The sequence below is a fragment of the Paenibacillus sp. NMA1017 genome (genome assembly GCF_058895805.1).
Genome location: NZ_JBZXYR010000009.1, coordinates 17,764 through 31,269, shown reverse-complemented (window position 1 = coordinate 31,269; position 13,506 = coordinate 17,764). Strand labels below are relative to the sequence as shown.

Here is a 13,506-nt window from a genome sequence, read left to right as displayed (position 1 = left end):
TGCTATTCTTTCGCCTTCATATGGGGATCTAACACGTCGCGAAGCCAGTCACCGAGAAAAATGACGCCCAGGACTGTGATGGTAATCGCCAGACCGGGAAACGTTGCCACCCACCAGCTCGTGGCTATATACTGCCTCCCATCGCTCAGCATGCCACCCCAGGACACTGCCGGCGGTGTAATCCCTAATCCGAGAAAACTAAGAGAAGCTTCCATAATAATCGTCGTTGCTACATTCATACCGGAAATGACGATAAACGAAGACAGGACATTCGGTAAAATGTGCTTCAACAGAATCCTACTATTTTTAGAGCCAATCGCCTTAGCTGCTTTGACGAAGTCTCGTTCCTTGATACTCAATACCTCGCCCCGGACAACTCTCGTATAAGAAACCCAATTCGTAACGCCAATGACGAAAATGAGCGTAGTCATGCCAGGCCCTACCACGGCCAAGACGACCAGCATCAGCAGAATAGCCGGAATAGCCAAAAAGGCGTCGGCAACTCTCATTATGGTGGCATCCACCCATTTACCATAAAACCCTGCGAGGAGGCCGAGGATTGCGCCAATGGTGCCTGAGACCAGAACTGCACCAATACCGACGATAAGCGAAACTCTCGCTCCATATACGATACGACTCCACATATCTCGTCCTAGGTTATCTGTACCCAGCCAATGTTCCGGCAATCCACCATCGAGCCACATAGGCGGCTTCAGACGGTTAAGCGGGTCAATTTCCGCAGGATTGTGACTAGCCAGCATAGGGGCAAATATTGCCGTTAAACAAACGAGCAGTAAGATTACTGCACCAACTGTTCCGGTTTTACTTCGTAACAGTTGCTTCCATATGCGTCCGATACCGGACGGTTGTGTCTGCTTTTTGCCATCCAGGTTTAGGTCTGGACCAAGGGCTTGTACATCATGAATGCCTGCCACGCTTCCCCCTCCCCTCTCTAGTTGTATTTAATCCTTGGATCAAGCAGTCGATAAACGACATCGGTTAAAATATTGCTGACTACCACAATAAAGGCAATCACAAATACGGCAGCCTGAACGATAGCCATGTCGTGCGTATTCACAGCGACGACAAGTAACTGTCCCAAACCCGGCCATGCAAATACCGTCTCTGTAATCAGAGTACCGCCGATCAAGCTCGTAAATTGCAGGCTCATAATCGTAACGACCGGAATCAATCCATTGCGGAAAGCGTGTTTCCCAATAACTATAATTTCGAGAATCCCTTTACTTCGGGCTGTTCGAATATAATCCTGATTCAAAATGTCCAGCATACTGGAGCGAATGAGTCGGGTCATCTGTGCAGAAAGACCGACACCTAGTGTAAAGGCCGGAAGTATTAAATGATCCATCCCGCCCCGACCGGACACCGGAAGCATTCCTAACATGACAGAAAATAATAAAATGAGCATAATCCCCATCCAAAAGTTAGGCATGGCCTTTCCGACTACAGATAAACTGGAAATGATTAAATCGGTAAAGGTATTCCGTTTGACTGCTGAGATGACGCCCAATGGCACAGCAATGATGACCGCAAAAATCATGGCGGCTACTGCCAATTCAAAACTGGCAGGCAGCCGTTCCAATACTAACGGCAAAGCCGATTCACCATAGCGAAACGAGGTGCCAAAATCTCCTTGTAAGGCACTACCAATAAATTTAATATATTGCGTATATAAGGGCTGATCTAGCCCGAGCGCCTGCGTTAACACTGCACGATCCTCAGCTGTAGCGGTCTCCGGCAACATAAGGGCCACAGGGTCCCCGGTTACCCTCACCAGGATGAATACAATAAGGGAGACGATCAGCAGTACAGGAATAACCTGAAGCAGTGATTTAGCAATATACGTTTTCAATCTGTCACCTCCATAACCAGCAGGCTTTTTTTAAAAGGACGGGCAGGAACCTTCATTGAGGTCCCCGCCCGTTCATTTCTCTTCTTTATTTAGCAGGTGTAATATCCTCTGCATAGAACATTTCATCGCTTCTCGGTTGGAAATTCACACCGTTACCGGTGCCATAAATCCCTTCCATTTGGAACAGATATACGGCTGGACGATCTTCAGCCAAAATCTGTTGCACTTGCTGATACTCTTTTTCACGCGAGGCTGTATCCAGATTCGTCAGCGCATGCTGCAACAGCTTCTCTACCTTCGGATTGTTATAATCCGTTTCGCCTTTTGCCTCTTCTACCAGATAGCGATTGTAGTTGTTGGAAGCATCAAATAGGGAATTACCAATGCCGATCATAAACATTTCTTTGAAGGATTTGGAGCTGTAACGCTCACTGAAAGCGCTTGGCTCCAGCACGTCCAATTTAATGTTGAATCCTTCTTTATTTAACATCGCGGCTACGACCTCAGCATACTCTTTGTATATTGAGGATACTGAAAGGGTCAATGTTGGGCCTTCACCAGCATAACCGGCCTGCTTCAGCAATTCCTTGGCTTTAGCCGGATCATATAATGTTTTCTCATATAAGGAAGGATCGGCACCAAAGTTACCTGGTGTAACGGAAGTACGGGTTACAATCCCAGCACCGCCTGCGATGCTGTCTACGATTCCCTTTTTATCAATCGCGAGATCTATCGCTTCTCTCACTTTGGAGTCAGCTGTAACACTGCCCTGACTTTGACGTAAAATCAATTGCAGCACACGCTGGATCGGAGCCTTGACAATTTTTTTGGCCTCTTCGCCTTGAATACGTTCTATATCCGTGGAAGGGATACCTGATGCAATGTCAATCGAACCTGCGAGCAGTTCAGATACACGTGTGGAGGCTTCTGGAATGGCGCGAAAAACAACTTGATCCCATTTGGGCTGACCTTCGTAATACTTATCGTTTTTAACGAGTACCACCCGGTCATCCTTGATCCATTGACTGAATTTATAAGGGCCTGTACCTATTGGTTTTTTAAGGAATGCCTCTATCCCGTTTTTCTCAATATACTTGGAAGGTAAGATGCCAGCTCCCATTTTGGATAAACGATTCAGCAGCAGCGGATCAGGTCCATCGGTAATGATGTCTGCCGTATGTTCATCTACCACTTTCACTTCTTTGATATTTTTAAAGTAGGAATTTTGTTTGAGGGTGTTATCCCTAGCTACTCTTTCTATCGTGTACTTCACATCTTCCGCTGTGAATGGATCACCGTTATGGAAGGTTACCCCTTCGCGTAGATGAAAACGCCAAGTGACATCATCTACCTTTTCCCAGGAAGTAGCGAGTCCAGGTACTTTCTTCTGCTGACTATCATTTTTCAATAAGTAGTCAAATACGTTAACCAGAACGGCTTCACTCGCCGTATTGTTATTGTTATGTGGATCAAAACTTTCAATATCCGTAGCATTAGCAATTGTCAGTACTTTACTGTCGGTCGATGTTGCGCTGTCTTTACTACCGCCTGTGGATTGGGTACCGCAACCCGCCAGGATCATCGCAGCAATCAATAACGTAATCCCGCCTCTAAACCACTTATGTCTATTCATCTTGTCCACTCCACTCCATAAAGGTTGTATATTGCCACACAGCTGCATTGAGCGTCTTAATCCCGATTTTATTTCGTTTTTAAAAAATTCAGCGCGATGGCCGACATCATGGCTACCCCATGAGGCAGTACCGATTCATCCAAATCAAACTTGGGATGATGCAATGGATAGCTGGTATCTTCATCTCCTCTCCCACATCCCAGCCGGAAAAACACACCGGGTACCTGCTCACAATAAAAAGCGAAATCCTCCCCGCCTGTTGACGGTTTGATATAATCCCACTCCTTGGAGCCAAAGAGTTGCTCACTCGTTTCCGTCATCAGATCGACCATATCCGGGTCGTTCTGTACAACCGGGTAGCCATGCTGATAATTCAGCTCATATCCAGCCCCGAACGACTCACATACCCCACGGACCACCTGTTCGATCAACCCAGGCATCCGGTCACGTAGTTCCGCAGATAGGGTGCGCACGGTACCGATCATCTCTACTTCCGGTGCAATGGCCGCTCCCATATAACCGCCACTAATTTTTCCAATCGTAATGACAATGGTTTCAAGGGGATCAACCAAACGACTTGGAATGTTTTGTAGAGCAGAAATAACCTGCGCAGACACGGCAATCGCGTCTATTCCCTCATGTGGACGGGCAGCATGCCCGCCTTTGCCTAGAATCTTAATGGTTAAGCTGTCTGCCGATGCAAAAGCGACCCCTTTGCTGACCCCAAGTGTTCCTGTCTTCAGGCCCGGGAACATATGGAGTCCTGCCATGGCATCCACTTTGGGATTCTCCAATACACCGTCATCGATCATAGCCTTGGCCCCTGCCAAACCTTCTTCAGCCGGTTGAAAAACAAATTTGATATTTCCTCTTTCAGGTCGCTCCAAATGAGCAAGTACCTGTGCAGTTCCCATCAGTATGGCGGTATGAGCATCATGACCACATAAATGGGCTTTTCCTGGATTTTGTGAACAATAGGGAACCGTTTTTTGATCCTGAATCGGTAATGCATCCATATCTGCCCTTAGACCGATGGTAGGCCCAGGGCTTTTTCCCCGTAACAGACCCACAACCCCGGTTTTCCCTATCTGGGTTGTCACCTCCAACCCGAGACTACGCAAGTGCTCAGCTACAATGCCTGATGTACGAATCTCTTCATAACCCGTTTCAGGATGGCGATGAAAATCCCTTCGCCATGTGATCAATTGCTCTTGAAGTGGTCTAGATAAAGCCAAAAGCTCGTGTATGTTCATGTTTTCACCCTCCCCACTCGAATCGTATTCTTTTTCTGTATGATATCGTTAGCCTTTCGCAACCACTCTTGCATAAATGGCATCTGCAGAATGTCCGATATGGTGCTTCATCATTTCCCGCGACTTCTCAGCATCCCGTGCTCGAAGTGCACTCAGTATTTCCGTATGGACATCGTAGTTCACCGTCCGAATCTGATCATCATAGGGCATGAGATCAAGTGCCGGGTTAATCTTGGTCCGAATCTGCCTAACAGCATCTTCACAAAATGGATTACCGGATGCTTTGGCTATGGCCAGATGGAATTTAACATCCAAGGCCCGAAACCATTCTCGGGTACAGTCCGCTTCAATGCTCTGTTCCAGGTAATGCTGAAGCAGTTCCAGTTCATCCGTAGTGATCCGCGCAGCCGCTAAAAAAGCACCCTCCGGCTCCACAATCATCCGATATTCAAACACCTTCAGCATGTGTTCCCAATCTTTTGCAATTTCTTCCCGGGTACGTTTATGAGAGTTTGCTGTCACTGGAAGAACGAAGGTCCCTCCCTTGGCACCTACTCTCTTCTCAATGAGTCCCTTGGATTCCAATTGGGATAACGCCTCACGGACTGTAATTCTACTGGCATTAAATATTTCTGCCAGTTCCCGCTCTGTCGGTAGTTGCTCCTCGCTAAGCAATTCCTTTAAAATAATAGCCTCTTCCAACTGCTCTCTAATAAAATCACTCACTTTTTTAGCTGATACTTTTTCAAAGCGCAGAGGAGTTTGGATTAACATATGAACACTCCGATCATAAATCTTTAAGGTCTAAACCTTATACCTTTGTGAAAAACAAAAAAATATAAATCTGTTGTTATCATAATACCTAGTAAACCTATATGCAATACTTTTTTTGTAATATTAATGATGATTTTGAAACAAAAAAGAAGCAGCCCCTTACAGAGCTGCTAAATCTTTGGTTACTCATTATGCATCATATAAAAAGCACGCAGCAGGTTACCCTGTGTGCGCTTGGTCATTCTCTATTTTTCCTCTAACTCATCCGGTACATCGTACTTATTGATATGTGAAGTTATTGCTGCAACGGCTTCGCTGGCATTCGTTGTGGCCGGTACTTCTCTGACCACATCATCCGTCTGATCACGAAAGTTCAAACGATCTGCCTCAATCTCTTTCTGTTGGTTCGGTTTCATTTTTCATGTCGCTCCTTTCTATTCAAGGGTCTGATCTCGTTCTGTTAACGCGTACAAAGGCACTTCTCGTTCCTCTTCCGGGTTGTTCAGTGCATAAATGCGTGCCGTCTCACTCTGCTCGTTCACATGCTGAATATAAATGGGTAACCCATCACACAACACATTCGCCATTATGGAAGAGGACGCTATTTCTTGCGCTCTTTGAACGTTCACTTAGAAAAAACCTCCCTTACTAAGTAGAGTTCCCCCCTTACTATGCACGAAGTAAATATTTGTTATACACCTTTCATGCCAATATGTGTTACACGATTATGAAAGGATATCATTTGAAAAAATAAATATTATTGTTATTATGGATTGAGAGATTCAGTGAAAACTGCAATCTTAATTGTAGAGAAAAGGAGTAATGATGAATGTTAAACATTTTAATGGTTAACTTTCCGGCAGAAGGACATGTGAACCCTACGATCGGGATGACGCAAGCCTTTGCAGCACGAGGGGACCAAGTACATTACATTACAACTGAGAAATACAAGGACAGACTCGAAGCCGTTGGAGCAACGGTTCACCTGCATCCCGATCTGATCAGGACTGCTTCTATTCATACCCATACTCCGGCCGGGTTAAACGCATTTATGAATATTCATATCCAGACTTCAATGGACATATTAGCAATCACTAAGCAACTGTCTGAAAGCACTGATTTTGACTTTGTATTCTATGATAGATTCGGAGCTGGCGAGTTAGTTAGAGACTATTTGAAAATCCCTGGTATTGCTTCATCCCCATCTTTTTTGATTTCACAGAATCGGATGGCTACCAATCTCTTTCGCTCTAATGGAAAAGAGCCATTTCAATTTGATGAACAGGCCACGACTTCACTACATCTCATGAAAGAAAGATTCGGTGTTGCTCCCAAAGATATAGTTCAATTTATGACCAATACAGGGGCTCTAAACGTTGTATACACCAGCCGATATTTCCAACCAGACGCTGACAGCTTTGGTGAAGAGAATCTCTTTATTGGTCCCAGCTTCCCTGAGCGCAAAGGGGAACATTCTTTTCCTTTGGATGCACTACAAGATAAAAAAGTTCTGTATATTTCGATGGGAACGGTTTTGGATCATGTTGAGGACTTTTTCAACACCTGTATTGAAGCTTTTTCCGATTTTGAAGGCATCGTCGTGATTGCAGCTGGCGAGAAAGCTGACTTTACGAAAATCAATCCAGCCCCAGAGCACTTTATCATCTCGCCCTATGTTCCTCAATTGGAGGTATTACGTTATTCAGATGTATTTATTACTCATGGTGGAATGAACAGTGTGAATGAAGGAATTCACTTTAATGTACCCTTGGTTGTACTGCCTCAGGACAAGGATCAGCCCATGGTCGCGCAGCGGTTAACAGAACTTCAAGCTGGCTATCGAATAACCAAAGACCAAATCAATATACAATCGTTAAGAGATGCCGTACATGAGGTAATATCGAACGCGGCGTATAAAGAGGGCGTACAAAAAATAAATGATAGCTTCCAGCAATCTGGCGGTACAGAAGAAGCCCTCGCAAAAATTGATGCCTATCTTCAAAATAAGCTTGTGTAAATCACACGATTACAATTCTACAAAAAAAACAGGAGCCCTGACCATCAATGGTCGGGTTCCTGTTTGTCATGCATTTCTATGTGGATATATCCCACTTCTGAAACGAAGCAATCGTACACTTTCCGCTCGCGAACGCTCGAATGCCTGTAGATTCCACTCCCGGATACACTCTTCCTGTGAGGACGTATTCACCGTCGCCGATGAATATTTCCACCGAGCTTTTATCAACAAAAACCCGAAGCTCCAGACGGCCCACGTTTAAGTCCAAAGGCACTCTTCTCTCTCCTCCTGGGCCTATACCAGCACGTTCACGGTTGAAACGGAACAGACCGTCATCGGGACGATACGACAGTACAGTCTCCTCTTCGCTACCCACCCGCAGTTTCAAACCGAATTCATCAGTGTTCCCAGCCTCGAACTCAAATACGACCTTCAGTTCGTAGCTATCTCCGCGCGTGTCCATAATCTGCTCGCCTGTCAGTAAGATATCCCGCTGCTCGAACAGATTGCATCGGTAATTCTTTACCTCTTCAAGCGGACGGAACAGCAGCCTGGCGCCGTCGATCACCGCTTCCCGCGGAAGACTCATCGCACCAGCCCAATGGTGCCCCTGCTGGGTCGGCATCTCCGACTCCCACATATCCATCCATCCGATAACGATACGCCGCCCTTTATCATCCAAGGTTGACTGTGGGGCATAAAAGTCGAATCCGTGATCCACCTGAGCATACCGTTCTGCTGTAAATGTACCGTTCACGGAATTGAAATCACCTATACCGTACATAGTGGAATGCAGATTGCGGTAAGCCTCTCCCTGCGCAGGCATGCGCTGCGGAGACAGCATAAATACGTGCCGATCACCGAGCGGGAACAAATCCGGGCACTCCCAATTATCGCCGAAGCGTCCGTCACTCACAGCCAGCACATTGACATACGTCCAGTTTCTCAAGTCTTTAGATCGGTAAAGCAGTACAAGCCCGTTCCCTTGGGCATCATTAGATCCAAGCACGACGTAGTATTGATCTTCGTGCCTGAACACCTTGGGATCACGGAAATCTTTGCGGCTGACCGTGTCCGGTACGGCGTCATAACCGATGACCGGGTTGCCCTCCCACTTTTCGAACGTTACTCCGTCTTCTGATACTGCAATGCCCTGCGACTGCTTGTAATCCTGATCTTTGTCAGGCCCGGTTACAACATGTCCGGTATACATCAGGACAAGCTTCCCGTCCTGCTCAATCGCGCTGCCGGAGAAGCAGCCATCCTGGTCGAACTCACCGTCCGGTGCCAAAGCGACCGGCAGATAATCCCACTTCATAAGATCGCGGCTGACTGCATGTCCCCAGTGCATCGGTCCCCATACCGATTTATACGGATAATGTTGATAGAACAAGTGATACTGCCCGTTATATTGAATGAAGCCGTTCGGATCATTCATCCAGCCAAATTCAGCCATTAAATGGTAATTCAGCCGATAATCCGGCCGAAGCATATGCTTCGATTGGGAAATAAATTGATCTGCACGCTCTCTCGTATACGTTCTAGTCTGTTTGATAAGGCATCCTACTCCTACAATTATTTAATCGAACCTTGCATAACACCCTGAATAATATACTTCTGGGCGAACAGATAGATGATAATGATCGGAAATATCGTCAGTACCAAACTTGCCATCAATGGACCATAATCCACTGTATAGGTTCCATAAAAGTTGTACGTTGACAACGGAAGTGTCCTTTGCTCTGGATCGACCAGGATGAGGGAAGGCAACAGAAAATCATTCCAGATCCACAGCACATTGAGAATAGAAATGGTGGCAGTCGTGGGCATCAGTACCGGAAACACGATCCGGAAGAATGTTTGAATCCGCGTGCAGCCGTCAATTAGCGCCGCTTCCTCCAGTTCTTTTGGAATACTCTTTACGAAACCATGATAAATGAAGACGGCCAGCGAGCTGCCAAAACCGATATACATGTAAATCAGCGACCACTTACTGTTCAGCAGATCAAGTGAGCCGTAGATTTTAACCAATGGAATCATGATAGCCTGGAATGGAATGATCATGGATGCAACCATCAGCATAAATGTATACTGGTTGAACTTGGTGTTGTTTCTGACAAAATAATGAGCTGTCATCGCCGCAAACAGTGATATAAACAGAACGCTTAACACCGTTATGACCAATGAGTTGGTGAAGGCAGCGATGTAATTCATTTTATCAAATGCATTCATATAATTGACCATACTGAAGCTCTCTGGAAGCGATAACGGATTTGAGGTGATGGCCATGTTTTCCTTGAACGAATTGATCAGCAGAAAGACGAACGGTACGATGAACAATATGAGTATGACTGTCAGCACAATGAATTTGATCACGGAGGAAGCAACTCTTTTTCTTGTCATTACGCCTCCACCTCCAACTTCTTGCTAAAATAAACCTGAAGCAGAGTGATGAGAGCAACCATCAGGAACAACACGAATGCTTCTGCTTGCCCCACACCATAATCACGGGAAAGGAATGCCTTTTCATACACATGCATCGACACCATTTGAGTACTGCTGAACGGCCCACCTTTCGTGAGCGCAAGGTTCACGTCATAGACCATAAATCCGCGCTGCAGGGACAAAAATATACATACGATGAAAGAAGGAACCATCAAGGGCAGCACCATTTTCCGTAGTCTGGTCCAACTGTTTGCCCCATCAATGCTTGCGGCCTCCATAATATCATTCGGCACACCCGTCAATCCCGCGATGTAAATGACCATCATGTAACCCGCGTTCTGCCACACGGTTACAATCACGAGTGCCCAGAACGCTTTGTCGGGATCAGCCAGCCAAGTCGTGCTGAGCGACTGTATGCTGGCATGTTGTCCCAAATAGACAAGCACGTTGTTGAATATAAACTGCCAGATAAAACCAAGTACAATGCCCCCGACAAGGTTGGGCAGGAAAAATCCCGCCCGGAAAATACTCTGTCCTTTTAACCCTTTAGTCAGCACATAAGCCAGCATAAAAGCGATCGCATTGATAAGAACAACGGTATAAAACACATACTTGAGCGTCAAGCCGAACGATTTCCAAAACTCAATATCTCTAAAAACAGACAGATAGTTTTGGATGCCAACCAGCGATAGTGTGGTGGAAATACCATCCCAGTTTGTGAACGTCAGATAGATACCATACAAAAATGGAATAATCATTACCGTTATGAAGGCAAACAAGGTTGGGCCGGTAAACAGCAGCCGCGTCCGCAGCCGGTTCCATACTCCTTTTTCCGTAATCATGATGATCCCTCCCTTTGTTCCGGGTTTCTCTCTCTATTCCAGGTAATTTGAAAACAACCTTATTTAACGGTTTTCCAGTAGTTTTCGATTTCTTTAACCAGTGTTGCGCGATCTCCCTGTTTCGCCAGATACTTCTGCATGGAAGATCCTGTCTTGGACCAGTGGTCGGCAGGCAGCATGCTCATCGACTGCTCTGACTTGCCTTTTGCGATATAATCCTGGATGGACTTGCCAAGCGGGTCGGCCGCAGGCAGTGTAATATTTTTGAACGCCGGGATAATGTTCGCTTGGTTCACGAGGAAATCCTGGCCATTCTCATCATATACGATCCAGTTCAGGAACTTCTTCGCCGCATCTTGCTGTTCTGGAGTAGTCTTCTCCTTGTCAATAACAATGCGCTTGGATACAGCTGATGAAATTTCCTGATTGCCGTAGTCATCGGCATTGTTACTGATGGGTACAGGCAAGAAACCATATTCTTTGTTAGCGGTATCAAAACTGTTGATTTGCGGCCATGCCCAGTTGCCCATGAACCAAATGCCAACTTCACCTTTGCCGAGCAGCTCCGGTCCGCGTTCATAAGCTCCTGCTAGCGGAGAAGCCTGATCGATATTGTATTTCATCATGAGGTCGAATGTATCCATAAGTCCGTTAAATACAGGATTATTAGCCAAGCTAGCCTGGCCTGCTTTCAGTGACGCCATGAATTTGTCCACTTCAGCCATGTCTTTGTTCTGGCCTGCATAAGCAAGAGGCAAATAATGAGCGCCCAGAGACCAGTCCATTGGTGAAATCACCAATGCTTTCTTACCAGATGCCTCGATTTGCTGAAACAGCTTTTCAAGGTCATTTCGGGTTTTAATTGTGGTGGGATCAAAGCTTCCACCTACCGCTTTATCTACAACGGCTTTGTTGTAAATGAATCCGTAGCCTTCAACAGCCAGTGGGAACGCGTAATTTTTGCCGTCAACCGTCGTAGCTGTGGTAGCGTTTTCAACAGTGTCCTTATTCCACTTTTCTCCGCTCAGATCGAGGATACGGTCCTTGAATTTCTCCACATCACCTGTATCTAGCATGATCATGGTCGGCGGGTTTCCTGATGCATACAATGCGGAGGCACGCTCAAAAGGAGATCCACCAGTCGGAACCGGCTGGATTTCAACAGTAATGCCCGGATTGTCTTTCTGGAACGCCTTGGCGGCTTCCTCCAGCTGTGGAAGGATTTCGCCTTTGGAGTTCAAAAGCGTAATTTTCACATTTTTCGAATCCCCTGATTCCCCTCCAGAAGCCGAATTACCTTCTCCTCCGGAGCCACCGCATGCAGACACCACCATAACTAAAAGAAGCAGCATTACCATCCATTGAACTCTTTTGAATTTCCTCATTGTTGTCATCCCCTTATTTATATAATGGCTCTGAACACTTAAATAAAACGCTTACAAACGGATTATATGTCAAAGGATTAACTTGTGTCAATCGTTTGACATACTAAACCTTTAATATGTACTAAAAAAAATCTGTTCCCCTTGTTAGAGGAACAGATTTTCATTCAGGTCGTTGCACGCTCAATTAGTTCAACAGGCAGCAGATTGACAGGTTGTACCTGCTCCCCTTCCGCCTGTCTGCGGATTAGCTCGACCGCCAGTCTGCCGATGTCTGCAATCGGCTGTCTTACCGATGTAAGTTCCGGCGTCAGCCAGGAAGCAACGCTTACATCATCGAAGCCTACAATACGTACATTCTCTGGCACATGCCTTCCAGCGCGAATATATTCTTTCAGCGCAAAAACAGCAATAATATCACTTGTTGCGAACACTCCATCCACATCCGGATGTTCATGAACGAGTTTTGAAATGATCCGCTCGTACTCCTTCTGGTCGAACACATTCAAGTCTGTTTGAACGATCACATGCTGGACATTATGCTTGCCCACCACATCCCGGAATGCTTTGGTTCGTTCATTTGACAGCATGTTCAGCTCCAGATTCCCACAGATATGTGCAATTTTCTGGCAGCCTTTGCGAATGAGCAGTTCCGTAGCCAGCTCGCCTCCGCGATAATTATCCGAAGATATATAAGGAATATCCGGGTCAATCTGCCTATCAAATGTCACAATCGGTGAATTCAAATGTCGGTAGTCTTCTACTTCTAATGTATGGCTACCCATAATGATGCCATCTACCCGGTTCCGCTTTAGCATATCGATATACACTTTTTCCTTCACGGGATCCATATGGGAATTGCACAGCAGGACCTTGCAGTCATGCTGATAGGCATAAAACTCGACCTGATTAGCAAGCTCACTGAAGAAAGGATGCGAGACATTGGGAATAATAAGGCCAATAATATTGGACTGCTTACGTAGCAGAGATCGTGCTATTTCATTCGGTTGATAATTAAGCTCCTCCATTGCGTCGAACACTTTTTTACGTGTAGTTTCGCTAATATATCCCCGGTTATTCATTACACGGGATACTGTAGTGACCGACACGCCTGCTTTTAATGCTACATCATGAATTGTCGCCATATTAACCTCTTCCCGTACAAAATAAATACATACAAACTATACTCTCTCCTCATCATTTCAACAACTTTACATAACGGAAGCCCTCAAAATGGCCGTAAATGTTAGGTGACTGAACTTTGCGAATCCCAAATTAGAGGTCACAATT

General features: G+C 45.8%; 13 protein-coding genes. 1 reads left to right on the top strand and 12 read right to left on the bottom strand.

The window, feature by feature from the left end:
* Positions 1-2 precede the first annotated feature (2 nt).
* From AC5ELV_RS19600 to AC5ELV_RS19570, 7 genes are all read right to left on the bottom strand, one after another.
* On the bottom strand, positions 3-935 hold the full coding sequence (locus tag AC5ELV_RS19600) for an ABC transporter permease (protein WP_493431512.1): 933 nt from the start codon (positions 933-935) through the stop codon (positions 3-5).
* Positions 936-952: 17 nt separating this feature from the next.
* A complete protein-coding gene (locus AC5ELV_RS19595; RefSeq protein ID WP_493431511.1) occupies positions 953-1,870 on the bottom strand; it encodes an ABC transporter permease in 918 nt (305 codons plus the stop codon).
* Between the two features lie 85 nt (positions 1,871-1,955).
* Complete coding sequence (locus AC5ELV_RS19590; protein WP_493431510.1) at positions 1,956-3,503, bottom strand: ABC transporter substrate-binding protein; 1,548 nt, start codon at positions 3,501-3,503, stop codon at positions 1,956-1,958.
* Positions 3,504-3,571: 68 nt separating this feature from the next.
* Positions 3,572-4,756, bottom strand: coding sequence for a M20 metallopeptidase family protein (locus AC5ELV_RS19585; RefSeq protein WP_493431509.1), 1,185 nt, complete (start codon positions 4,754-4,756; stop codon positions 3,572-3,574).
* 48 nt (positions 4,757-4,804) lie between these two features.
* Entirely contained in the window at positions 4,805-5,530 is a 726-nt protein-coding gene (locus AC5ELV_RS19580) for a FadR/GntR family transcriptional regulator (RefSeq protein ID WP_493431508.1), read from the bottom strand.
* Positions 5,531-5,775: 245 nt separating this feature from the next.
* The gene (locus AC5ELV_RS19575) at positions 5,776-5,946 is read right to left on the bottom strand and encodes a hypothetical protein (protein ID WP_493431507.1); all 171 of its coding nucleotides are present in this window, start codon (positions 5,944-5,946) and stop codon (positions 5,776-5,778) included.
* Between the two features lie 18 nt (positions 5,947-5,964).
* Positions 5,965-6,159, bottom strand: coding sequence for an H-type small acid-soluble spore protein (locus tag AC5ELV_RS19570; RefSeq protein ID WP_493431506.1), 195 nt, complete (start codon positions 6,157-6,159; stop codon positions 5,965-5,967).
* A gap of 200 nt (positions 6,160-6,359) precedes the next feature.
* Between AC5ELV_RS19570 and AC5ELV_RS19565 the strand changes: the two genes are divergently transcribed.
* Complete coding sequence (locus tag AC5ELV_RS19565) at positions 6,360-7,547, top strand: macrolide family glycosyltransferase (RefSeq protein WP_493431505.1); 1,188 nt, start codon at positions 6,360-6,362, stop codon at positions 7,545-7,547.
* Positions 7,548-7,623: 76 nt separating this feature from the next.
* On the opposite strand, the gene AC5ELV_RS19560 is transcribed toward AC5ELV_RS19565, so the two are convergent.
* The 5 genes from AC5ELV_RS19560 to AC5ELV_RS19540 all read right to left on the bottom strand — a co-directional run bounded on the left by AC5ELV_RS19560 (position 7,624) and on the right by AC5ELV_RS19540 (position 13,361).
* Entirely contained in the window at positions 7,624-9,039 is a 1,416-nt protein-coding gene (locus AC5ELV_RS19560) for a glycoside hydrolase family 32 protein (protein ID WP_493431504.1), read from the bottom strand.
* 83 nt (positions 9,040-9,122) lie between these two features.
* Positions 9,123-9,950: a carbohydrate ABC transporter permease gene (locus tag AC5ELV_RS19555; protein ID WP_493431503.1), complete on the bottom strand. Its 828-nt coding sequence runs from the start codon at positions 9,948-9,950 to the stop codon at positions 9,123-9,125.
* Positions 9,950-10,834: a carbohydrate ABC transporter permease gene (locus AC5ELV_RS19550; protein ID WP_493431502.1), complete on the bottom strand. Its 885-nt coding sequence runs from the start codon at positions 10,832-10,834 to the stop codon at positions 9,950-9,952. The genes AC5ELV_RS19555 and AC5ELV_RS19550 overlap by 1 nt, the downstream gene beginning before the upstream one ends.
* Before the next feature lie 59 nt (positions 10,835-10,893).
* Positions 10,894-12,219, bottom strand: a complete 1,326-nt coding sequence (locus tag AC5ELV_RS19545) for an ABC transporter substrate-binding protein (RefSeq protein WP_493431501.1) — start codon at positions 12,217-12,219, stop codon at positions 10,894-10,896.
* 164 nt (positions 12,220-12,383) lie between these two features.
* Positions 12,384-13,361, bottom strand: coding sequence for a LacI family DNA-binding transcriptional regulator (locus AC5ELV_RS19540; protein WP_493431500.1), 978 nt, complete (start codon positions 13,359-13,361; stop codon positions 12,384-12,386).
* Between the last annotated feature and the right edge of the window lie 145 nt (positions 13,362-13,506).

Excerpts from the sequence above, each read along its gene's own strand:
- AC5ELV_RS19545 (WP_493431501.1), bottom strand. The coding sequence starts at position 12,219 with ATGAGGAAATTCAAAAGAGTTCAATGGATGGTAATGCTGCTTCTTTTA.
- AC5ELV_RS19550 (WP_493431502.1), bottom strand. The coding sequence starts at position 10,834 with ATGATTACGGAAAAAGGAGTATGGAACCGGCTGCGGACGCGGCTGCTG.
- AC5ELV_RS19555 (WP_493431503.1), bottom strand. The coding sequence starts at position 9,950 with ATGACAAGAAAAAGAGTTGCTTCCTCCGTGATCAAATTCATTGTGCTG.
- AC5ELV_RS19575 (WP_493431507.1), bottom strand. The coding sequence starts at position 5,946 with ATGAAACCGAACCAACAGAAAGAGATTGAGGCAGATCGTTTGAACTTT.
- AC5ELV_RS19560 (WP_493431504.1), bottom strand. The coding sequence starts at position 9,039 with ATGCTTCGGCCGGATTATCGGCTGAATTACCATTTAATGGCTGAATTT.
- AC5ELV_RS19590 (WP_493431510.1), bottom strand. The coding sequence starts at position 3,503 with ATGAATAGACATAAGTGGTTTAGAGGCGGGATTACGTTATTGATTGCT.
- AC5ELV_RS19580 (WP_493431508.1), bottom strand. The coding sequence starts at position 5,530 with ATGTTAATCCAAACTCCTCTGCGCTTTGAAAAAGTATCAGCTAAAAAA.
- AC5ELV_RS19565 (WP_493431505.1), top strand. The coding sequence starts at position 6,360 with ATGTTAAACATTTTAATGGTTAACTTTCCGGCAGAAGGACATGTGAAC.
- AC5ELV_RS19585 (WP_493431509.1), bottom strand. The coding sequence starts at position 4,756 with ATGAACATACACGAGCTTTTGGCTTTATCTAGACCACTTCAAGAGCAA.
- AC5ELV_RS19540 (WP_493431500.1), bottom strand. The coding sequence starts at position 13,361 with ATGGCGACAATTCATGATGTAGCATTAAAAGCAGGCGTGTCGGTCACT.